Source organism: Acidovorax sp. YS12 (assembly GCA_021496925.1).
GTDB lineage: Bacteria > Pseudomonadota > Gammaproteobacteria > Burkholderiales > Burkholderiaceae_C > Paenacidovorax.
Genome location: CP053915.1, coordinates 2,316,550 through 2,338,053 on the forward strand (window position 1 = coordinate 2,316,550; position 21,504 = coordinate 2,338,053).

Here is a 21,504-nt window from a genome sequence, read left to right on the forward strand (position 1 = left end):
CAGGACCTCTCTTGCCCGCCACTGAATCTAACGCAATGACGACTCTCGCCATGGCGCGGCACCTTGGGCGGCGCCTGGCGCAAGGCCTCGTGCGCCTGCTGGCGTGCTGGCTGCTGCCCGCGGCCCTGCATGCCGCCACGCCCGCCGTCGCGCTGTACTACGGCCAGGAGCTGCCGCTGTCCGACTTCCGCGCGTTCGACATCGTGGTCGTCGAGCCGGACCACGCCGCCAGCGGCACCGGCGACGCCCGCGCCCAGCTCGCGCCCACGCGCTTCTACGCCTACGTCTCGGTGACGGAGGTGCTGCCCTCGCGCGCGCACTACGCCGGGATTCCGCCGGCCTGGAAATTCGCGCGCAACAAGGACTGGCAGTCCGACGTGATCGACCAGAGCGTGGCCGCCTGGCCCGATTTCTTCGCCAGCCGCGTGGTCGCCCCGCTGTGGGAGCGCGGCTACCGGGGCTTCTTCCTCGACACCCTGGATTCCTACCGCCTGGCGGCACAGTTCGACGAACAGGCCCAGCAGGAAGGCCTGGTGCGCGTGATCGAGACCCTGCACGGGCGCTTTCCCGGCATCCGGCTCATCCTGAACCGGGGCTTCGACATCGTGCCCCGCGTGCGCGACAAGATCGAGATGGTGGCAGCCGAGTCGCTGTACCGCGGCTGGAACGCCCGCACCCGGCGCTATGAGGAAGTCGCGCCCCAGGACCGCGCATGGCTGCAGGCGCAGCTGCGCACCATCCAGCAGCGCGACGGCCTGCCCGTGCTGGCCATCGACTACGCGCCGCCGCACGACCGGGCGCTGGCGCGCGCCACGGCCGCGCGCATCGCCGCCGACGGCTTCATTCCCTGGGTCAGCGACGCGGCCCTGTCCACCATCGGCATCGGCAGCATCGAGCCCGTGCCGCGCCGCGTGCTGGTGGTCTACAACGGCGCCGAGACACCCTCGCTCAACTACGCCCTGGCGCACCGCTTCCTGCAGATGCCGCTGAACCACCTCGGCTACGTGGTGGATTTCGCCGACATCCGCGATGGCGCGCCGCCCGCCGCCGGCCGGGACCGCTACGCCGGGGTGGTGACCTGGTTCACCGGCTACGTCCAGGAAGACCGCGTGGCACCGCTGGCGCGCTGGCTGCAGGCGCGGCTGGACGAGCAGATGCCCCTGCTCGTGCTGGGCGACTTCGGCTTTCTGCTCACGCAGTCGCTGTCGGAACGCCTGGGCATCCAGCCCGTGCGGGTGAGCGGGCTGCAGCGCATCGCGCGCAAGAGCCCGCTGCTCGGCTTCGAGGCCGACCCCGAGCCGCTGGACGGCCCGCGCTTCGTCTGGAGCACCCCGGACGCGCCGCCGGGCGACGCCGCGGAGCTGCTGGTCGAGGTGCGCGACGAACGCGGCCAGGCGTTCATCGGCGGCGCGCTCATGCCCTGGGGCGGCTTCCTGGCCAACCCCTTCGTGACCGCCGAGGTGCCCGGCACCGAGTTCTCGCACTGGGTGGCCGATCCCTTCACGCTGCTGCAGCGCAGCCTGGGCCTGCCCGCGCTGCCCGTGCCCGACGCGACCACCGAGAACGGGCGCCGCCTGCTGTTCGCCCACGTGGACGGCGACGGCTTCGCCTCGCGCGCCGAACTGGCCGGCAGCCCGCTGGCCGCCGACGTGATGCGGCGCGAAATCATCGAGAAGTACCGCATTCCGCACGCCGTCTCCGTCATCGAGGCGGAAACCGCGCCGCACGGCCTGTACCCGGAGCTCAGCCCGCAGCTCGAAGACGTGGCGCGCAAGCTCTTCCGGCTGCCGCACGTGGAGATCGCCAGCCACACCTTCTCGCACCCGTTCCTGTGGGACACCAAGGTGCGCCACGGCGTCTTCGGCGACAAGTCGGAGGCAGCCGAGGGCCTGCGCATCCCGGGCTACACCATGGACCTGCGGCGCGAGATCATCGGGTCGAGCCAGTACATCAACGAGCGGCTGGCGCCGCCCGACAAGAAGGTGCGCATCCTGTTATGGTCGGGCGATACCGCGCCCAATGCCGAGGCGCTGGAGATCACCGAGCGCGCCGGGCTGCTGAACATGAACGGCGGAGACACGTCGATCACCGACAACGTGCCCACGCTGACCGAGGTCGGCCCCCTGGGCATCACGAAGAACGGCTTCCTGCAGGTGTACGCCCCGATCACCAACGAGAACATCTACACCGCGCTGTGGAAAGGCCCCTTCTACGGCTACCAGCGGGTGCTGCAGACCTTCGCGCTGACCGAATCGCCGCGCCGCCTCAAGCCGGTGGACATCTACTACCACACGTACTCGGCCAGCAAGCGCGCCGGGCTGAACGCGCTGCACAAGGTCTACGGCTGGGCCGTGGCGCAGCCGCTGCACCCGGTCTTCCCCTCGGAGTACATCCACAAGGTGCAGGACTGGCACGGCATGGCCATCGCGCGCGACGGCGCGGGCTGGCGCATCCGCGGCAATGGCGCATTGCGCACCGTGCGCGTTCCCGCGGCGCTCGGCACGCCACTGCCCGCCGCGAGCCGGGGCGTGGCCGGCTGGCATGAAGGCCCCGCAGGCTCCAGCGAAGGCAGCTACGTGCACCTCACGGGCGGCGACGCCTGGCTGCGCACCGGCACGGCCGCGCAGCCCGCCGTGCGCCCTTCGCTGTACGAGGCCAATGCGCGCCTGACCGCCTGGCAGGCCGAGGGCGCTTCGGTGCGCTTCTCGCTGCAAGGCCATGCGCCGCTGGAATTCAGCCTGCGCGACGCCGACGCCTGCCAGGTGCGCGCCGATGGCCGCGCGCTCAGCCCCCTTTCTTCGTCCCGCGCCTCCGGCCCCGCCGCGCGCGCCTACCGGCTTTCCCATGCTGCAGCAGACATCCAGGTTCAATGCACAGTCCGCTGAGCGGCCGGTCCTGGCCCCGGCCTGGCTGATCGCGCTGCTGGCCGGACTGATCGGCGGCGCGCTCTGGCTGCTGTACCCGCGCCAGGACCTGGAGCGGCGCCTGGCCACGGCCACGGCGGGCACCGACATCGCGCTGTCGGTGGTGTACCTGCAGAACCTGCTGCGCAGCGACCCGGCGAACATGCACCTGCACCTGCTGCTGGCGCGCCAGCACCTGCTGCTGGGGGAACTGCCCGAGGCACGCGAGGAACTGCAGCGCGTGCGCGGCAGCGCCGACCCGCAGATCCAGCGCGAGCTGGCATGGCTGGACTGGGAGCTCGACTACGCCGCGTACATCGCCCTCGCCGCCGATGGCGAGGAACGCGCCCGGCTGCGCCCCGCGATGAAGCAGAAACTGCAGGCGCTGCGCCAATACGACTGGCCCGCGGACCGGCTGGCGCGCCTGGGCCAGTGGGGCGCGCAATTCCACGACCCGGCCTTCGCGCAGCAAAGCGCGCGCGAGCTGGCGGCGCGGCAGGCCGACCCGGACGAAGCCGCGCGCCTGTACGAGCAGGCCGCGCGCGAGGCCCTGGGCGTCTCTGACTACGAAACCTGCGCGCAGCTCTACATCCTGGCGCGGCGCGTCACCACCGACCCGCAGCACGCCAAGGCCTACTTCCTCGCCGCCCTGGCCGCGCTGCAGTCCGGCAACCGGCTGGCCGACGCGGTGGCCCTGGGCGAGCAGGAGATCGGCGCGCTCGCCGACGACCCGCAGGTGCTGCTGCGCATGACCGAGCTGGCCCGCGCCGCGGCGCGCCCGGACGTGGCCGACCGCTACGTGCGCAAGCTCCTGCGCATGGCCCTGCTGCGGCCTGCCGAAGACGCACCGCCCCCCGTGCTGGCAGCAGCCCGCCCGTTCATGCAGCCCGCCGCGCTGCGCGCGCCGGCGCCGCGCCCGGCCCCGGTTTTCGACGACGGCGCGCACTGGCTGCTGCCGCCGGGCGCCATCGCCAGCGCGCCCCTGGGGCCATGGCGCATGATGCGCGCGGCCGATGGCGCGGCGGCGCAGCCCCGCGCGCCCGGCCTGCCCTTCGACGACAAGGTCTACAGCCTGGCCTACGAGGTCTTCCTGGAAAACCGCAAGCAGGACGACGCCTGGGCCATCGCGCGCGCCGCCGTGCGGCAGCGGCCGCAGGACATCGCCTGGCGCGAGCGCCTGGCACGGGTGTCGGAATGGACCGAGCGCGCCGACGTGGCCCTGGAGAACTGGCTCGCCATCGCGCGCCAGACGCAGCGCCCCGATGCCTGGCAGGCCGTGCTGCGCATCGCACCCGGACAGTTCGACGACGCGGCGCTGGCCCAGGCCCTGCTGTACCAGTTGCGCAGCCGCCCGTCGGACATGCGCCTGGTGCGCGAGCTGGTCGATGCCTACGAACGCCTGGGCGAGCCCCAGCCCGCCATCGACTACCTGCAGGCGCACGGCCAGGGCGCCGAGGCGCAGGAACTGCTCGCCCAACTGGCCGAACGCGCCGGGCAGCCCGCGCTGGCCCTGCAGGAATGGCGCAAGCTGCTCGCCCAGCCCGGCACGCTGACGCCCCAGCGCGCCATGCAGGCCGCCGTGCTGGCCCTGCTGCTGCGCCAGCCCCAGCTCGGGCTGCCCTGGCTCGAAGCCGCGCGCCACGGCGACATGCCGCAGACGCACGCCCAGGACTACTGGCGCATGACCGGCCAGCTGGCCGAGAGCCGCCAGCGCCAGGCCCTGGCCGTGGAGGCGTACCGCAAGCTCATCGCGCTGCCCGAGGCGGAGCCCTCGGACTTCGAGGCGCTGGTGCGCCTGCTGCGCGACGACTACCCGCTGGAGGCGGCGCGCATCAGCGAAATGGCGTGGCAGCGCTATGCCCGGCCCGAATACCTGGTGGACGCGCTCACCTTCCACGTCAGCCGCAGCCGCTGGGCCGACACCGCCCGCCTGGTGCGCGACGTGGACGCCCCCACGGCCGCGCAGCGGGAGGCCGCCGCCGCGCTGCTGGCCACGCCGGAATACCTGCGCCTGGCCGGCACCTACTACCAGAACACCGGCGCCACGGGCCGTGCGCGCGCCTACTTCGAGAACGGCCTGCGCGCCGCGCCCAGCTCCACCGACATGCGCAGCGCCCTGCTCTGGCTGTTCATCGACAGCAACGACGCCGCGGCGCTGCGCCAGTTGCTCGCCACGCACGAGGCGCGCTGGAGCGCCGACCCGGAGCTGCACGACTCCCTGGCCGCCGCCTACCAGGCGCTGTCCCTGCCCCAGACGGCCCTGGACCGCTACCTGACGCCGCAGGTGCACGCGCACCAGAGCGACTTCCTGTGGCTCATGAACTATGCCGACGCGCTGGACCAGAACCAGCAGGCCGACCAGGCGTGGCGCCTGCGCCGCCACCTCCTGATGCAGCAGCGGCAGCAGATGCACGCGGCCTCGGCCGCCGAGGCGCGCCAGCGCTGGCTGACCGAGGAGGGGCTGGACACCACGCGGCGCATCGCGCGCGCGCGCCTGCTCATGACGCAGCGGCCCGGCGACCCGGCGCTGGCCATCCTGCGCGAGCTGCTGCGCCTGGACCAGGACGCGGAGGCCAGCCTGTCGAACGCGGCGGCGGAAACCGCCATCGGCTGGCTGCAGGACGCCGGCGAATACACGGCGGAGCGTGGCTACCTGTGGCACCAGTACGCGCGCACCCACGGCCTGCGCGCCAACCGCCCGCTGTGGGCCGACATCACCGTGGCCCTGGCCGAGGACGACAAGGCCGCCACGGGCCAGCTGCTGCAGGAATTCGACGAGCGCCTGCCGCGCTACGACCGCGTGAACGCCGCCGCCGCCGTGCACGACGTGCGCCTGGCCCAGACCGCGGCCTTCGAGACGCAGCACGACCAGCACGACGATGCCCCGCTGCACCTGCAGCTGACCGAGAACCTGCTGGCCTTCAGCGACCAGGCAGGCGCCAGCACGCAGTACAGCCAGCTCGGCGGCATGGACGAAGCGCGCAACGCCGCGCTGCTGCACCTGGCGGTCAGCCCCCGGCTGTCACTCGACATGGAGCTGGCCAGCATCCGCCGCCTGCGCACGGCGCCGAACCTGCTGCGCAACGTGCCCGACGAGGAAGTGGCGCAGGTGCTGCTGCGCTGGCGCCACACCGACGGCGAGACCCAACTGCGCGCCGCCGCGCGGCACGGCTACGCCACCACCTACCCGCGGCTGCTGGCCCACGAGCAGCGCCTGGACAACCGGCTGACCCTGGGCGGCGAAGTCGGCACCCAGCAGCCCAGCGAGGAAAGCCTGGCGCTGCGCATCGGCGGCATGAAGGACCGCGCCGCCGCGAACCTGCGCTACCAGGCCACGCGCCAGGACCAGTTCACGCTCATGCACTGGGCCGAGCGCTACATGCTGCAGACCGGCGCCGTGGTGGGCACCGGGCGCCACAGTTCGCTCCAGTACAGCCACACCTACCGGCAGGACGCGCCCGGGCTGGCGTTCGGCGCGTTCTGGTCCCGCCACGCGTTCGAGCGCCGCGACCCCGGCAACTTCCTCGGCCCGCAGGGCCAGCAGTTCCAGAACCTGCTGCCGCCCGGCACCGCCATGGGGCCCGATTTCTTCCTGCCCGAGAGCTTCCGCTTCTACGGCGTCGAACTGTCCAGCAACATGCGCTACGCGCAGGAATACACGCGCGCCATGCGCCCCTACGCCAGCGTGAGCCGCACCTGGCACAGCAGCATGGGCCCCGGCTACGGCCTGCGCCTGGGGCTGTCGGGCAGCGTGTTCGGCCCGGACCACCTGAACCTGGACTGGAACCTGACCAAGTCCGGCGTGCAGTCCCTGGGGCTCACGCGCTCCTTGCAACTGTCGTACCGGCTCCATTTCTGAATTTGAATGAAAATGGCCTCCAACCCTTACCAGACAAGCGCAAGCAGCTATCAAAAAAAGAGTCACCCCGATACTGCCCGTCCCCACCCCGCCTCTTTCCAGTGCTTCCCAAGGAGAAACCACATGCTCCCTCGCCCATCGCTCACCCGCCGCCTGCGCATGCTGGCCACCGCTGGCGCCCTCTTGCTGCTGGCGGCCTGCTCCACCATCGACCGCGGCACCCCGCCCGCGCTGGAACGGCAGGCCAGCTGGGTCGTGTTGCCCTTCGCCAACCACACCGAAACGCCGCTGGCGGGCAACCGCGCCGAAGCCATCGCCCAGGCCCTGCTGCACGCCCAGGACGTGGGCGCGGTGCGGCGCGCACCCAGCACCACGCAGCAGGAGGCCCTGTTCAACGCCGGTGACAGCGCGCGCATGAACGACGCCCTGAACTGGGCGCGCGAGCAGCAGATCCGCTACGCGCTGGCCGGCACCGTGGAGGAATGGCGCTACAAGGTCGGCGTGGACGGCGAGCCCGCCGCCGGCGTCACGCTGCAGATCCTGGACGTGGCCACGGGTGACATCCTGTGGAGCGGCTCCGGCGGCCAGAGCGGCTGGAGCCGCGAGGCGCTCTCCGCCGTCGCGCAGAAGCTGATCCGCAAGCTGCTGCAATCGGGCCTGTCGGGTGCCCGCTGATCCGCCGCGCCATGGCCGCTGACCCCACCAGCTCCTCCACCGCCGGCGCCGCGCGGCGCCAGGTGGCCCACCAGGCCGACGGCCCGCTGGCCCGCAGCGGCAAGGGGCTGCACCTGCCCGTGCACCTGCTGGGCAAGCTCGCCGCCACCAGCACCCGCCCCGCCGTCATGGCGGGCGAAACCCTGGTGCTGCCGCTGATCGCGCTGGCGCTGGGCCTGCTCTGGGCGCCCGAGGACCCGCTGCAGGCGCAGGGCGCGTTCCCCTGGCCCTGGCTGGCGCCGGTCGTGCTGGCGCTGCGCTACGGGCCCATGGCCGGGCTGGGCGGCGCCTGCGTGCTGCTGGCGGGATGGCTGGCGCTCAACCTGGGCCACTTCGACGCTTTCCCGCAGCTGTACTTCCTGGGCGGCCTGATCCTGGTGCTGCTGGTGGGCGAGTTCTCCAGCCTGTGGCACGCGCGCACGCGGCGCGCGGAAACCCTGCAGTTGTACCTGGACCAGCGCCTGGAGCACCTGGTGCGCCAGCACTACCTGCTGCGCCTGTCGCACGACCGGCTGGAGCAGGAGCTGATTGGCCGCCCGATGTCGATGCGCGACGCGCTGTCCACCCTGCGCGAGGTCGGCCGCAGCGAGCGCGCGGAAGAAGAAGGCCCGGCCACCCTGCTGCGCCTGCTGGCGCAGTACTGCCAGCTCGAATCCGCCGCGGTGTACCCGGTCGCGGGCGAGCAGCCCGTGCCGCAGGCGCTGGCCAGCATCGGCACGGCCAGCGCCCTGCAGGCAGACGACCCGCTGGTGCAGCAGGCGCTGCAAACGCGCAGGCTGTGCCACATCAGCCAGACCCTGGCCGCCCAGCGCGAATCGCGCTACCTCGTCGTGGCCCCGCTGCTGGACCTGGCGGGCGAGCTGTACGGCCTGCTGGTGGTCGAGGAACTGCCGTTCTTCGCGCTGCAGGCGGAGAACCTGCAGACCATCCACCTGCTGCTGGGCTACTACACCGACGGCCTGTCGGTGCAGACGCTGGCCCGCCCCATCGTGCAGGAATTTCCCGGCTGCCCGGCGCTGTTCGCCTTCGAGGTGCAGCGCCTGGCGCACATCCACGCCAGCACCGGCGTGCCCAGCATCCTCGTGGCGCTGGAGTTCCACGCGCGCGCCGTCTCGCAGGACATACCGCAGCAGATCCAGCGCCTCAAGCGCGAGCTGGACGAGATCTGGCGCATCGAGGCGCCGCAGCGCGAGGTGCTGGCGGTGCTGATGCCCCTGGGCGACGCCGCCACAGCCGAAGGCTACATCGCGCGGCTGGAGGGCTGGATGCACCAGAAGGCCGGGAAGTCGCTGGCCGAGGCCGGCGTCTTCGCCCACGTGGTGGCGCTCGACAGCAACGCGCCCATCCACACGGTGCGCCACATCCACGGCATCGCCCATGCTTAACCTCAAGCTCGGCCTGTCGGCACTGGGGCTGGAGCTCAGCGCCTGGAGCACGCTGATCCTGCTGCAGGAGCGCTCCGACGGCGCGCTGCTCAGCTACCTGCTGCTGCACGCGCTGGCCAGCGTGGCCCTGTCGCTGACGCTGCTGCCGCTGCTGCCCAAGCGCTTGGCCAACCCGCGCTGGGCCGCGCTGCTGCTGATGGTGGCCTGCAGCTACGCCGTGCCGGTGGCGGGCTTCCTGGGCGTGGTGGCCGCCTTCGTGGTGCTGCGCCTGTACCGCCAGGGCCACACGCAGGAGGATTTCGAGTCCCTGCAGATGCCGGAATTCGACCAGCACCAGCGGCGCCAGGGGAGCTTTCGCCACGTCGGCCTGCGCTCGTTCCTGGGCAACACGCAGGCGCCGCTGCAGGCGCGCATGCGCGCCATGGCGGCGCTGCAGTACGTCTCGGGGCGCACGGCCTCGCCGCTGCTGCGCTCGGTGCTGAGCGACCCGAGCGAGGATCTGCGCCTGCTCGCCTACGGCATGCTGGACAACCTGGAAAAGCGCATCAACCGCGCCATTGACGGCGAGCTCGACGCCCTGGGCGCGGCGCAGGCCGAGGACGCCACCGGCGCCCGCGCGCTGGAGTCGGCGCGGCGCCTGTCGGACCTGTACTGGGAGCTGATCTACCAGGAGCTGGTGCAGGGCGACCTGCGCGAGCATGCCATCAAGGAATCGCTGCGCTACTGCGAGCAGGTGCTGCAGACCCAGGGCGACAACGCCCCGCTGATCCTGCGCAAGGGGCGGCTGCTGCACGCCCAGGGGCATGCCGACGCGGCGCAGGCCGCCTACGCGCAGGCCCGCGCGCTCGGCCTGCCGGCCACCCGGGTGCTGCCCTACCAGGCCGAGCTGTGTTTCGAGCGCGGCGACTTCGCCCAGGCGCGCGCGCTGATGCAGGAGCTGGGGCAGTGGGGCGCCCTGCCACGCCTGCGCCCCGTGATCGACTACTGGAACCAGCCATGAACCACCCCAAGAACGTGTTGACGGTTTTTTCATGGAGCCCGCAAGGCAGCAAACAGCCGCAATCGAGGCGCGCGCCGCAGGCCATGCTGGCGGCCTGGCCAAGGCGCGCAACGGCGAGTGCGGCTGTTTGCTGCCTTGCCCGAAGGGTTGCCCCGCAAAAGTGGCATCTGCGGCGTTGCAAATGCTCGCCGGGCCACCAGCCCGGCTGTGCTTTGCGTCTGGCACCTGCCACTTTTGCGGGGCAACGGGCTCCATGAAAAAACCGTCAACACGTCCTGAAGCACAGGCAGCCGACATCGCCCTGCTGCTCGAGGGCACGTTTCCCTACGTCAGCGGCGGCGTGTCGAGCTGGATCAACCAGATCATCCGGGCCTACCCGGAGTACCGCTTCGCCATCGTCTTCCTGGGCAGCCGGCGCGAGGACTACGGCGAATTCCGCTACGCCCTGCCCGACAACGTGGTGCACTTCGAGGAGCACTACCTCTACGCGCCCATCCACTGGCACCAGCAGCCTGCGCCGCGCCAGGGCAGCGCGCGCGGCGAGGCCCTGGCGCTGCGCCTGATCGACGCCTTCGGCCAGGGCGTGGACAGCCCCCAGGCCATGGAGGTGTTCCGCGAAGCCGCGCTGGAGCTGCTGCCCGGCGGGGCCCTGCGGCTGGAGGATTTCCTCTACAGCCAGAGCGCCTGGAACATCATCTGCGACATCTACCGCAAGCACTGCGCCGACCCGTCGTTCGTGGACTTCTTCTGGACCGTGCGCATCATGTACCAGCCCCTGTGGATGCTGGCGCGGGTGGCGCGCGAGCTCATTCCGGTGCGCGCGGTGCACTGCGCCTCCACGGGCTACGCGGGCTTCCTGGGCGGCCTGATGGCGCAGACGCGCGGCACGCCGCTGATCCTGTCGGAGCACGGCATCTACACCAAGGAACGCAAGATCGACCTGTTCAAGAGCGAGTGGATCCGCGACAACCGCAACATCTTCCAGCGCGACCCGACCGAGCTGTCGTACTTCCGCCAGATGTGGATCCAGTTCTTCGAGTGGATCGGCCGCTACTGCTACCACTGCGCCGACCCGATCATCGCGCTGTACGAAGCCAACCGGCTGCGCCAGGTGCTCGATGGCGCGCCGGCCGGGCGCACCTTCAACATTCCCAACGGCATCCAGCTGGCGCGCTTCGCGCCGCTGCGCGCGCAGCGCCCCGAGGCGCCGCCGCCCGTGCTGTGCCTGATCGGCCGCGTGGTGCCCATCAAGGACATCAAGACCTTCATCCGCGCCATGCGCCGCGTGGTCAACCAGCGCCCCGACGCGCAGGGCTGGATCGCCGGGCCCGAGGACGAAGACCCGGCCTACGCCACCGAGTGCCACAACCTGGTGCGCAGCCTGGGGCTGCAGGAGCACATCCGCTTCCTGGGCTTCCAGCGCGTCGAGGCCCTGATGCCGCAGATCGGCCTGGTGGTGCTGTCCTCCATCAGCGAGGCCCTGCCGCTGGTGCTGCTCGAAGGCTACGCCGCCGGCGTGCCCACGGTGACGACCGACGTCGGCTCGTGCCGCCAGCTGGTGGAAGGGCTGGACGACGAGGACCGCGCGCTGGGCCACTCGGGCACGGTGGTGCCGATCGCCGACCCGCAGCGCCTGGCCGACGCGGCGCTGGCCCTGCTCGGCGACCCCGCCGCCTGGCAGGCGGCCAGCCAGGCGGCCATTGCCCGCGTGGAGCGCTACTACACCGACACGCTGATGTTCGCGCGCTACCGCAAGGTCTACGAGACCGCGCTGGAGCGCACACCCCAAGCACCCCACGCCCCCGGAGGCCCCGCATGGCAGGCATAGGATTCGAGCTGCGCCACATGCTGCGCAAGAACACCCTGCTGGGGCTGGTGCAGGCCTACGCCTACGCCGGCGTCATCGGCTCCGGCCCCTGGGTGCTGTCCATCGTCGGCATCCTGCTCATCGGCATCTTCAGCGCCAGCGTGGTGGTGCCCGGCCACCTGGTGACGCAGTTCCAGACCTCGGTCACCTACCTCGTCGCCTGCAGCCTGATCTACACCGGGCTGGTGCAGCTGGCGTTCACCCGCTTCATCTCGGACCGGCTGTTCGAGAAGCAAAGGCAGCTCGTCCTGCCCAACCTGCACGGCCTGATGGTGTTCGTGCTGCTCGGCGCGGGCCTGCTCGGCTCGCTGGCGCTGTTCGTGCTGCTGCCCGGGCAAAGCCTGCTGTACCGGCTGCTGATGCTCGCCGGGTTCACGCTGCTGTGCGGCGTCTGGGTGCTCACGGTGCTGCTGTCGGGCATGAAGCGCTACAAGGCCATCGTGGCGCTGTTCGGCCTGTCGTACGGGCTGATCGTGGCCGCCTCGCTGCTGATGCGCGCCTGGGGCCTCGAAGGGCTGCTGGGCGGCTTCGTGCTGGGCCACTACGTGCTGCTGGCGGGCATGTGGCTGCTGGTGGTGAAGGAGTTCAGCCCCGCCAGGCGCCTGGTGGCGTTCGATTTCCTGCAGCGCGACAAGCTCTACCCCTCGCTGATCGCCATCGGCTTTCTCTACAACCTGGGCATCTGGGCCGACAAGTTCATGTTCTGGTTCTTCCCGCCCACCTCGGACGAGATCATCGGCAGCCTGCGCGCGTCGCTCATCTACGACCTGCCGGTGTTCCTGTCCTACCTGTCGATCATCCCCGGCATGGCGGTGTTCCTGGTGCGCATCGAGACCGACTTCGTCGAGTACTACGACAAGTTCTACGACGCCGTGCGCAGCGGCGGCTCGCTGGAATACATCGAGTCGATGCGCGACGAAATGGTGTACTCCATCCAGCAGGGCCTGGGCGAGATCGCCAAGATCCAGACCCTGGCCGTGCTGACCACCTTCGTGGCCGGCCCGGCGCTGCTCGACGCCCTGGGCATCTCGCGCCTGTACCTGCCGCTGCTGCATGTGCAGGTGGTCGGCGCGGGCCTGCAGGTCGGGCTGATGGCGGTGCTCAACGTCTTCTTCTACCTCGACCAGCGGCGCACCGTGCTGCTGCTGTGCGCCCAGTTCGTGCTGCTCAACGTGCTGCTCACCGGCTACACGCTGCTGTACGGCGCGGCCCTGTACGGCTACGGCTTCGCGCTGGCCACGCTGCTGACGCTGGGCACCGGCCTGGCCCTGCTGACGCGCCGCCTGAACCAGCTCGAATACCAGACTTTCATGCTGCAATAGAGGCCCGCGAGCCGTCACAATCGCGGCATTCCCGCCAACTCCCTGGAATCCCTCCCCATGCACCACACACCACGCGCACCCTATCGCCTCGCGGCCTCCCTGCTGGCCCTGACCGCCGCACTGGCGGGCTGCGGGGGCGGGTCGAGCGACTCCGGCGGCGGCACGACGCCCCCCACGCCAACGCAGCAGATCGACCTGGCATTCACCAGCCCCGCCGCGGCGCTGAACGTGTACGACGCCAACACCCCCGTGTACCTGGAAGTGCGCGTGGACGTGAACGGCAACCCCGCGGCCAACAACACGCCCGTGACCTTCAACGGCGCCGCCGCCAGCTTCGCGCCGGTACAGGCCATGACCGTGGGCGGCAAGGCGACCTCCACGCTCCAGGGCAACCAGATCGGCCCGCTGCAGGTGCAGGCCACGGCCACCGTGTCCAGCCAGTCGGCCAGCGTCAGCCGCACGCTGTACATCCGTCCCAAGCGCGAGCCGCTGGAAGTGCTGGTGCCGGCCTACTTCAACCCCGGCAAGGACTCCCCCTGGGACACCCTGGTCAGCGGCGCCAGGAGCTACCCGGACGTGCGCATCACCGCCATCCTGAACCCGAACAACGGCATCTTCACCAAGGAAGACGCCAAGTTCACCGAGGCCATCACGGCCTTCAAGGCCCAGGGCGGCAAGGTGATCGGCTACGTCTCCACCGCCTACGGCGACGGCAAGCGCTCGGTGGCCGACGTCAAGGCGAACATCGACAACTACCTCACCTATTACCCGTCCATCGAAGGCATCTTCCTCGACGAGATGGCCTCCGGCACCAACCGGCTCGACTTCTACCGCGACATCTACAGCTACATCAAAGGCATCAATCCGAACCTGCGCGTGATCGGCAACCCCGGCACCTTCCCCTCGGCGGCGTATGCCGGAGTGGCCAACGCGCTGGTCACGTTCGAGGGCAAGGAAGCGGCGTACCGCAGCATCGACCCGCAGCCCGGCAACACCTGGGTCTACGACCGGGCGAACAGCGCGCAGGTCATGCTGGCGCACAACGCCAACACCTGCACCGCCATGCAGAACGCGGTGAAGACCGCCGACCTGGCCCGCACGAACGCCGGCGTCGTCTACGTCACCGACCTGGAATACGACTACGCCACCGATACCGGCAACCCCTGGGCCAAGCTGCCCACGTACTGGACCCAGTTGCTGGGCACGGTGGACGCGATCAACAAGAGCCGCGCCCTGCCGTCCTGCTGATAACGGCGAGGCCCTCTGCCGCTTGCACGGCAGAGGGCCTCGAAAATGATAGCTGCCCGCGCTTGCTGCAAGCGCCCTGGCAGCCAAAAAGACGCTTAAACCGTCAGCTCATCGGCGCGTTCCTGCGCGGCGGCGAAGTCGAGGTCGCCCGAATAGATGGCGCGGCCGCAGATGACGCCCTCCACGCCCTCGGACTCCACGGCGCACAGTTGCTCGATGTCGGCCATGCCCGCCAGGCCGCCCGAGGCGATCACCGGAATGCTCAGCGCCTGCGCCAGCCTGACCGTGGCCTCGACGTTGATGCCCGAGAGCATGCCGTCGCGGCCGATGTCGGTGTAGATGATCGACTCGACGCCCCAGTCCTCGAACTTCTTCGCCAGGTCCACCACCTCGTGGCCGGTGAGCTTGCTCCAGCCGTCGGTGGCCACCTTGCCGTCCTTGGCGTCGAGGCCGACGATGATGTGGCCGCCGAAGGCGCTGCAGGCGTCCTTCAGGAAGCCGGGGTTCTTCACCGCGGCGGTGCCGATGATGACGTAGCGCATGCCGCCGTCGATGTACTTCTCGATGGTGTCGAGGTCGCGGATGCCGCCGCCGAGCTGCACCGGGATCTCGCCGCCCACCTCCTTGAGGATGGACTTGATGGCGCCGTGGTTCTTGGGCTGGCCGGCAAAGGCGCCGTTCAGGTCCACCAGGTGCAGGCGGCGCGCGCCGGCGGCGACCCACTTGCGCGCCATCGCGGCCGGGTCTTCGCCGAACGTGGTCGATTGGTCCATATCGCCCTGCTTGAGGCGAACGCAGTGGCCGTCCTTGAGGTCGATGGCAGGAATGAGCAGCATGGTCGTGCGGATGGGTGGAAAGAAGAAAAAACGGGCGCCTTCGCCGCCCAGGGAAAAAACGCTCTCAGGGATTCCAGTGCAGGAAGTTGCGGTACAGCCGCAGGCCGTGGCCGGCGCTTTTCTCGGGGTGGAATTGCGTGGCGAAAATATTACCGCGTGCCACCGCCGCCGCAAAGCGGCCGCCGTAGTCGGACTCGCCCGCGCAGTGCGCGGCATCCAGCGGCCGGGCGTAGAAGCTGTGCACGAAGTAGAAGTACGCGCCGTCGGGAATGCCGTCCCACACCGGGTGCAGCACGCCGCCGTGCGGCACCGGGTGCACGCGGTTCCAGCCCATTTGCGGCACCTTGTAGCGGCTGCCGTCGGGCTGCAGGCGCCCGGCGAGGTCGAAGCGGCACACCTGGCCGGGAATCAGGCCCAGGCCGGCCACGTCGCCCTCCTCGCTGTGGTCGAGCAGCATCTGCATGCCCACGCACACGCCGAACAGCGGCTTGGTGGCGGCGGCCTCCAGCACCGGCTCCAGCAGGCCGGATTCGCGCAGCTCGCGCATGCAGTCGGGCATGGCGCCCTGGCCCGGCAGCACCACGCGCTGGGCGGCGCGCACGGCCTCTGGCCGGGCCGTCACGACGACCTGCCAGCCCGAGCCCTCGGCGGCAGCCTGCACGGCCTGCGAGACCGAACGCAGGTTGCCCATGCCATAGTCCACCACCGCAACGGTTTTTGCTTCCATTTTCATAGCTGCCAGCGCTTATTCAGTAAGCGTCAGAGGCACTTTTCATCAATGATTTCTACAACGAACCCTTGGTCGAGGGGACGACGCCCGCGCTGCGCGGGTCGAGCTCCAGCGCCGCGCGCAGCGCGCGTGCGAAGGCCTTGAACACCGTCTCGCACTGGTGGTGCGCGTTGATGCCCTTGAGGTTGTCGATGTGCAGCGTGACCCCCGCGTGGTTCACGAAGCCCTGGAAGAACTCGTAGGTGAGCTGGGTGTCGAAGCCGCCGATGCTCGCCGCCGTGAACGGAATGTGCAGGTGCAGCCCCGGGCGGCCCGAGAAATCGACCACCACGCGCGACAGCGCTTCGTCCAGCGGCACGTAGGCGTGGCCGTAGCGGCGGATGCCCTTCTTGTCGCCCACGGCGCGCGCGAAAGCCTGGCCCAGGGTGATGCCCACGTCCTCCACGGTGTGGTGGCCGTCGATGTGCAGGTCGCCGTCGCAGCGCACCTCCAGGTCGATCAGGCCGTGGCGCGCAATCTGGTCGAGCATGTGGTCGAAGAAGCCGATGCCGGTGTTGAGGCGGGCTTCGCCGCTGCCGTCGAGGTTGACGCGCACGTGGATGCGGGTTTCGGCCGTGGTGCGGCTGACTTCGGCCGTGCGGGCCGTGGCGGCGGAGGGAACGAGTGCGGAAGACGTCATAGGGAGGCCTGGAGCGCGGCGAGCATCTGGGCGTTGTCGGCGGCGCTGCCGACCGTCAGGCGCAGGCAGCCCGCCAGCAATGGGTGCATTGTAGAAACGTTCTTGACGAGGACCTTGCGGTTTTTCATGCCCTCGAAGGTGCGTGCGGCATCGGGCACGCGCAGCAGCACCATGTTGGCCTCGCTGTCCCACACCTTCAGCACGCCCGGCAGCGCGCGCAGCTGCGCCACCAGCCGGTCGCGCCCGGCACGCAGCTCGGCGGCCTGGGCGGCGAACACGTCGGCATGCTCCAGCGCGAACAGCGCGGCCTCGGCGTTGAGCACGCTCACGTTGTAGGGCGGGCGCACCTTGTCGATCTCCTGCACCAGCGCCGCCGGGCCGATGAGGTAGCCCAGGCGCACGCCAGCCAGGCCGAACTTGGAGAGCGTGCGCATCAGCAGCACGTGGCCGTGGCGCGCCGGCTCGGCGCGCATGCGGTCGAGCCAGGTGCGGCTGGCGAAGGGCTGGTACGCCTCGTCGATGACCACGATGCCGCCCTGCGCGCCCGCCGCGTCGATGGTGCGCAGCACCGCCGCGTCGTCCCACAGCGTGGCCGTGGGGTTGTTCGGGTAGGCGATGTAGGTGATGGCCGGGCGGTGCCGCGCGATGGCGGCCTCCATCGCCGCCACGTCGAGCGCGAAATCGGGCGTCAGCGCCACGCCGGTGAAGCCCAGGCCCTGCAGCTGCGCGCTCATGCCGTACATGACGAAGCCCGGCAGCGGCGCCAGCACCTGCGCGCCGGGCCAGGCGCAGGCCAGGGCCACCAGGCTGATGAGCTCGTCCGAGCCGTTGCCCAGGACCAGCGCGCAGCCCTCGGGCATGTCCGCGTGCCGCGCCAGCGCGTCGCGCAGCACCTCGGTGCGCGGGCCCGGGTAGCGGTTCAGCGCCAGGGCGCCGAGGCGCTGGCCCAGCGCGGCCTGCAGCGCGGGCGGCAAGCCGAAGGGGTTCTCCATGGCGTCCATCTTCAGCAGGCCGTCGGCGGCCTGCACGGTGTAGGCGTGCATGGCGCGCACGTCGGCGCGGATGCGGGACAGGGCGGTTTCGGTCAGTGCGGCGGTCATGGCTCGGTGGCCTCCCCACCGGGGGCCTGCAATGCGGGGTGGACGACCTGCACGCCGCCGAACGCCGCGCCGTGCGCCAGCGTGGTGGACAGCAGCAGCGCGCAGCCGCTGTGCTGGGCGGCGGCCAGCGCCAGGCAGTCGCCAAAGGCCAGCTGGTGGCGCGCCTCGATGGCCCAGGCCGTCTCCAGCGTGGCGGCGTCGGTCTGCCAGGGCGTCCAGGCGTGGTAGCGGCGGATGGCGGCGCGCGCATCGCCCTGCGGCATGGCGCCCTCGGGGCGGGTGGTCACGTCGTCGTAGAACTCGGCCAGCGCCTGCATGCTGGTGCAGCCGCTGCGCGTGCGCCACAGGTGGTCGAGCCAGGCGCAGAGGGCGCCTTGCAGGGCCGCATCGGCCCCGTCCTCGGCGGCGATGAGCGCCGAGGTATCGACGAACACCGCGCTCATGCCGGCGCCTTGCGCGACAGCGCCGCGCCGCGCGGGCCGCCCCGGCCCGGGGCCTGTGCAGCGCCCGAGCGCCAGGTGCGCTCATCGGTGCGCCAGGCCAGGTAGGCGCGCTCGTAGGCATCCTCGCGGCGCTGCATCTCGGCCAGGAAATCGCCCACCATGCGCGACACGCTGGTGCCGCGGCGCGCGGCTTCGATGCGCGCCCATTCGAGCACGCCGTCGTCCACGGTGATGGTGAGGTTCTTCATGCCGGGCAGTTTACACGAAGTTCGTGCAACACGAAATTCGTGTTACGGACAACATCACGGATTTCCCATCCCCACCGGCCGGGGCCTGATACTGGCAGCCCTTTTGGACACAGGAGTTTCCATGCCCGCTTCGCTCACACGCCGCCAGGCGCTCACCCACACCCTGGCCCTGGGTGGCGGCCTGGCGCTGCCTTTCGGCGCCAGCGCCGCCGCCACGGCCCGGAACCGGATCCTGCAAGCCGCGCGCCAACTGCCCGCGCTGGCCCGGCAACTGCAGCGCGCTACCGGCGTTCCGGGCCTGGCCTGGGCCGTGGTGCATGGCGGCCAGACCCTTGCCGCCCAGGGTCTGGGCGTGCGCCGCCTGGACCACCCTGGCAGCGTGGATGCCGACACGGTGTTCCAGCTCGCCTCGCTGTCCAAGCCGCTGGGCGCCACGGTGGTGGCGCGCCAGGTGAGCCTGGGGCGGGTCGGCTGGGACAGCCGCATGCGCGACCTGCTGCCCTGGTTCGCCCTGTCGGACGCACAGGCCACGCAGCGCCTCACCGTGGGCGACCTCTACGCCCACCGCAGCGGCCTGCCCGACCACGCCGGCGACAAACTGCAGGAGCTGGGCTACGACGCGTTCGAGGTGATGCGGCGGCTGCACCTGCTGCGCACGGCGCCGCTGGGAAGCGCGTACGCCTACACCAACATGGGCCTGACGGCCGCGGCCCAGGGCGTGGCGCAGGCCGCCGGGCAGGACTGGGCCGGCCTGTCGCGCACCAGCCTGTATGCGCCCCTGGGCATGGGGCGCACCACCTCGGTCTACGAGGAATTCGCCGCGCAGCACAACCGCGCCTGGGGCCACGTGCGCGCACCCGGCGGCGGCTGGGCGGCGGGCCAGCCCTTCAACGCCAATGCGCAATCGCCCGCCGGCGGCGCCAGCTCCAGCGTGCGCGACATGGCGCGCTGGCTCGCACTGCTGCTGGCGCAGGGCCGCTGGCAGGGCCGCAACCTGATCGCCACGACGGCGCTGCAGCCCCTGTGGAAGCCGCAGGCCCCGGGCGGGCACTACGGCTACGGCTTCAACCTCGGCACCACCGAGGCGGGGCTGGAGTTCACCGGCCACTCGGGCGCCTTCATGCTGGGCGCGGCCACGTCCTTCACGCTGGTGCCGGCGCTGGACGCCGCCATCGTGGTGCTGACCAACGGCATCCCCATCGGCGTGCCGGAGACGCTGTGCCGCCAGTTCGTGGACCTGGCGGCCGAGGGCCGCCTCACGCAGGACTGGTGGCCGCGCTACAGCCAGGCCATCGCCCCGCTGATGGCGCCCGAAGGCCGCCTGCTGGGCCAGCAGCCCCCGGCCATGCCCGCGCCCGCCGGGACGCTGGCGCGCTACACGGGCCGCTACCACAACGCCTACTACGGCACGCTGGAGGTGGAACAGGCGCAGGACGGGCTGCAGCTCACCCTGGGCCCGGTGCGCCAGCACTACCGGCTGCGCCATTGGGACGGCCCGCGGTTCAGCTTCGCCCCGGCGCTGGAAAGCGCGCCGCCCGGCAGCCTGTCGCAGGCCACCTTCACGCTGGCGCCGGACGGCGCGGCCCCGGCGCAGCGCCTGTGGCTGGAGTACTACGACGACGAAGGCTGGGGCACCTTCGAGCGGATTTAGGCAACGAATCGGCCCCTAGCCCTTTCCTGGAAAGCGCTGGCAGCTATCAAACACGGAGCAAAAATCACCCCTGCGCGGCCAGCTCGCCCACGCGGCGCAGCGCGTCCAGGTGCTGCGCCGTCCAGTCGCCGCCCAGCCCCAGGCGCAGGCCGTTGCGAAAGCGCCCGGTGGTGCTGAACACCGTGCCCGGCGCCACCAGGATGCCTTCGGCCAGGCAGGCTTCGTGCAGTTGCACGGCGTCGCGCCCGCGCGGCAGCTCCAGCCACAACAGCAGGCCGCCGGGCGGGTCGCTCACGCGCGTGCCCGGCGGGAAGTGCCGCGCGATGACGCCGCGCGCCGCCTCGATGCGCGCGCCCGCCTGCGCGCGCAATTGGCGCATCGCCGCCGCGTGCCCGGCCTGGGTGATGAGGTCGGCCAGCGCCAGCTCCAGCACGGCCGACTGGCCGCCCGACTGCGCGTCCTTGATGCCGTGCACCGCCTGCGTCCAGCGCCCGGCCTCGACCCAGCCCAGGCGCAGGCCCGGCGCCAGCGTCTTGGAAAACGAGTGGCACAGCATGACGTGGCCGCTGGCGTCGAAGGACTTGACGCTGCGGCGCAGCTCGTCCGGCCCGGCCAGGTCGTTATAGATCGCGTCCTCGATCACCGCCAGGCCGTGGCGCTGCGCCATCTGCGCCAGGCGCCGGCGCTCGGGGAGCGGCATGCTGGCGCCCAGCGGGTTGCTCAGCGTGGGCACCACCAGCAGCGCCTTCACGGGCTGGGTGTCGAGCGCCAGCTGCAGCGCGTCGAGCGACAGGCCGTGGCGCGGGTGGGTGGGGATCTCGAGCGCGCGCAGGTGCAGGCTTTGCAGCACCTCCAGGAACGAGAAATGCGTGGGCGACTCCAGCGCCACCACGTCGCCCGGCTGCGTCACTGCGCGCAGGCACAGGGCCACGCTGTCCATGCAGCCGCTGGTGACGATGACGTTCGCCGGGTCCAGCGTACAGCCCAGCCCGACGGCGTAGCGCGCGATGGCGCGGCGCGTTTCCTCCTGCCCGGTGAACGAGGGGTAGGTGCACAGCAGGTGGCGGTGGCGCTGCACGGCGCGCGTGACGGCGCGGCGCACGCGGTCGGGGTTGAGCATCTCGGGCCCGGGCGTGCCGCTGCTGAACGACACCAGGCCGGGCGGCTGCGCGTGCCCCAGGATGCGCTGGCCCAGCCAGTCCACCGACACCGCGCGCGGACGCTGGCGCGGGCGCGATGCCGCGGGTTCCGCGGGCTCGGGCAGCGCCGCCGCGCGCGGCGCCACGAAGAAGCCCGAGCGCGGCCGCGCGACCACCAGGCGCGCGTCCTCCAGCCAGTGGAAGGCCTGTACCACCGTGCTCTGGGCCACGCCATGCTGGCGCGCCAGGGCGCGCACCGAGGGCAGTTTCTCGCCGCGCGCCAGGGTGCCGTTGCGCACGAGTTCGGCCAGTTGGCCGGCGATCTGCTGGTACAGGGGCGGGGCTTCGTCGATGGGCATGCGCGCATTCTGTACTGCCCC

At 71.2% G+C, this 21,504-nt stretch carries 16 protein-coding genes; 9 read left to right on the top strand and 7 right to left on the bottom strand.

The annotated features are described in order from the left end of the window. The first annotated feature begins 50 nt into the window (after positions 1-50). The 8 genes from YS110_10625 (at position 51) to YS110_10660 (ending at position 14,298) form a co-directional block, all read left to right on the top strand. Entirely contained in the window at positions 51-2,885 is a 2,835-nt protein-coding gene (locus YS110_10625; GenBank protein UJB67420.1) for an endo alpha-1,4 polygalactosaminidase, read from the top strand. Further along, positions 2,845-6,762: a tetratricopeptide repeat protein gene (locus YS110_10630; GenBank protein UJB65171.1), complete on the top strand. Its 3,918-nt coding sequence runs from the start codon at positions 2,845-2,847 to the stop codon at positions 6,760-6,762. Before YS110_10625 ends, YS110_10630 begins: the two co-directional genes overlap by 41 nt. 123 nt (positions 6,763-6,885) lie before the next feature. After that, entirely contained in the window at positions 6,886-7,437 is a 552-nt protein-coding gene (locus YS110_10635; protein ID UJB65172.1) for a penicillin-binding protein activator LpoB, read from the top strand. Between the two features lie 11 nt (positions 7,438-7,448). Then, positions 7,449-8,861, top strand: coding sequence for a hypothetical protein (locus YS110_10640; protein UJB65173.1), 1,413 nt, complete (start codon positions 7,449-7,451; stop codon positions 8,859-8,861). Next, the gene (locus tag YS110_10645; protein UJB65174.1) at positions 8,854-9,861 is read left to right on the top strand and encodes a hypothetical protein; all 1,008 of its coding nucleotides are present in this window, start codon (positions 8,854-8,856) and stop codon (positions 9,859-9,861) included. Before YS110_10640 ends, YS110_10645 begins: the two co-directional genes overlap by 8 nt. 253 nt (positions 9,862-10,114) lie before the next feature. Next, positions 10,115-11,689, top strand: a complete 1,575-nt coding sequence (gene pelF / locus YS110_10650; GenBank protein ID UJB65175.1) for a GT4 family glycosyltransferase PelF — start codon at positions 10,115-10,117, stop codon at positions 11,687-11,689. Then, complete coding sequence (pelG, locus tag YS110_10655) at positions 11,677-13,050, top strand: exopolysaccharide Pel transporter PelG (protein ID UJB65176.1); 1,374 nt, start codon at positions 11,677-11,679, stop codon at positions 13,048-13,050. The genes pelF and pelG overlap by 13 nt, the downstream gene beginning before the upstream one ends. Positions 13,051-13,107: 57 nt before the next feature. Beyond that, the gene (locus YS110_10660) at positions 13,108-14,298 is read left to right on the top strand and encodes a hypothetical protein (GenBank protein UJB65177.1); all 1,191 of its coding nucleotides are present in this window, start codon (positions 13,108-13,110) and stop codon (positions 14,296-14,298) included. Between the two features lie 95 nt (positions 14,299-14,393). Here the strand turns inward: YS110_10660 and hisA are convergent, their stop codons facing one another. The 6 genes from hisA to YS110_10690 form a co-directional block, all read right to left on the bottom strand. Next, positions 14,394-15,134, bottom strand: coding sequence for a 1-(5-phosphoribosyl)-5-[(5-phosphoribosylamino)methylideneamino]imidazole-4-carboxamide isomerase (gene hisA / locus YS110_10665; GenBank protein ID UJB65178.1), 741 nt, complete (start codon positions 15,132-15,134; stop codon positions 14,394-14,396). A 64-nt stretch (positions 15,135-15,198) separates the two neighbouring features. Next, the gene (gene hisH / locus YS110_10670; protein UJB65179.1) at positions 15,199-15,867 is read right to left on the bottom strand and encodes an imidazole glycerol phosphate synthase subunit HisH; all 669 of its coding nucleotides are present in this window, start codon (positions 15,865-15,867) and stop codon (positions 15,199-15,201) included. 52 nt (positions 15,868-15,919) lie between these two features. Then, positions 15,920-16,543 carry an imidazoleglycerol-phosphate dehydratase HisB gene (gene hisB, locus YS110_10675; protein ID UJB65180.1) on the bottom strand — a complete coding sequence of 208 codons (624 nt, stop codon included), beginning with the start codon at positions 16,541-16,543 and terminating at the stop codon, positions 15,920-15,922. Further along, positions 16,540-17,643 carry a histidinol-phosphate transaminase gene (locus YS110_10680; protein ID UJB65181.1) on the bottom strand — a complete coding sequence of 368 codons (1,104 nt, stop codon included), beginning with the start codon at positions 17,641-17,643 and terminating at the stop codon, positions 16,540-16,542. The genes hisB and YS110_10680 overlap by 4 nt, the downstream gene beginning before the upstream one ends. Next, positions 17,640-18,086, bottom strand: a complete 447-nt coding sequence (locus YS110_10685; GenBank protein ID UJB65182.1) for a PIN domain-containing protein — start codon at positions 18,084-18,086, stop codon at positions 17,640-17,642. The genes YS110_10680 and YS110_10685 overlap by 4 nt, the downstream gene beginning before the upstream one ends. After that, positions 18,083-18,334, bottom strand: coding sequence for a hypothetical protein (locus YS110_10690; protein ID UJB63257.1), 252 nt, complete (start codon positions 18,332-18,334; stop codon positions 18,083-18,085). The genes YS110_10685 and YS110_10690 overlap by 4 nt, the downstream gene beginning before the upstream one ends. A 121-nt stretch (positions 18,335-18,455) precedes the next feature. Here YS110_10690 and YS110_10695 point away from each other — a divergent pair, with 121 nt between their 5' ends. Next, the gene (locus tag YS110_10695; protein ID UJB65183.1) at positions 18,456-19,985 is read left to right on the top strand and encodes a serine hydrolase; all 1,530 of its coding nucleotides are present in this window, start codon (positions 18,456-18,458) and stop codon (positions 19,983-19,985) included. Between the two features lie 64 nt (positions 19,986-20,049). Here YS110_10695 and YS110_10700 read toward each other — a convergent pair whose 3' ends face one another. After that, positions 20,050-21,483: a PLP-dependent aminotransferase family protein gene (locus YS110_10700; GenBank protein ID UJB65184.1), complete on the bottom strand. Its 1,434-nt coding sequence runs from the start codon at positions 21,481-21,483 to the stop codon at positions 20,050-20,052. Between the last annotated feature and the right edge of the window lie 21 nt (positions 21,484-21,504).

Excerpts from the sequence above, each read along its gene's own strand:
- YS110_10625 (UJB67420.1), top strand. The coding sequence starts at position 51 with ATGGCGCGGCACCTTGGGCGGCGCCTGGCGCAAGGCCTCGTGCGCCTG.
- YS110_10630 (UJB65171.1), top strand. The coding sequence starts at position 2,845 with ATGCTGCAGCAGACATCCAGGTTCAATGCACAGTCCGCTGAGCGGCCG.
- YS110_10635 (UJB65172.1), top strand. The coding sequence starts at position 6,886 with ATGCTCCCTCGCCCATCGCTCACCCGCCGCCTGCGCATGCTGGCCACC.
- YS110_10640 (UJB65173.1), top strand. The coding sequence starts at position 7,449 with ATGGCCGCTGACCCCACCAGCTCCTCCACCGCCGGCGCCGCGCGGCGC.
- YS110_10645 (UJB65174.1), top strand. The coding sequence starts at position 8,854 with ATGCTTAACCTCAAGCTCGGCCTGTCGGCACTGGGGCTGGAGCTCAGC.
- pelF (UJB65175.1), top strand. The coding sequence starts at position 10,115 with ATGAAAAAACCGTCAACACGTCCTGAAGCACAGGCAGCCGACATCGCC.
- pelG (UJB65176.1), top strand. The coding sequence starts at position 11,677 with ATGGCAGGCATAGGATTCGAGCTGCGCCACATGCTGCGCAAGAACACC.
- YS110_10660 (UJB65177.1), top strand. The coding sequence starts at position 13,108 with ATGCACCACACACCACGCGCACCCTATCGCCTCGCGGCCTCCCTGCTG.
- hisA (UJB65178.1), bottom strand. The coding sequence starts at position 15,134 with ATGCTGCTCATTCCTGCCATCGACCTCAAGGACGGCCACTGCGTTCGC.
- hisH (UJB65179.1), bottom strand. The coding sequence starts at position 15,867 with ATGAAAATGGAAGCAAAAACCGTTGCGGTGGTGGACTATGGCATGGGC.
- hisB (UJB65180.1), bottom strand. The coding sequence starts at position 16,543 with ATGACGTCTTCCGCACTCGTTCCCTCCGCCGCCACGGCCCGCACGGCC.
- YS110_10680 (UJB65181.1), bottom strand. The coding sequence starts at position 17,643 with ATGACCGCCGCACTGACCGAAACCGCCCTGTCCCGCATCCGCGCCGAC.
- YS110_10685 (UJB65182.1), bottom strand. The coding sequence starts at position 18,086 with ATGAGCGCGGTGTTCGTCGATACCTCGGCGCTCATCGCCGCCGAGGAC.
- YS110_10690 (UJB63257.1), bottom strand. The coding sequence starts at position 18,334 with ATGAAGAACCTCACCATCACCGTGGACGACGGCGTGCTCGAATGGGCG.
- YS110_10695 (UJB65183.1), top strand. The coding sequence starts at position 18,456 with ATGCCCGCTTCGCTCACACGCCGCCAGGCGCTCACCCACACCCTGGCC.
- YS110_10700 (UJB65184.1), bottom strand. The coding sequence starts at position 21,483 with ATGCCCATCGACGAAGCCCCGCCCCTGTACCAGCAGATCGCCGGCCAA.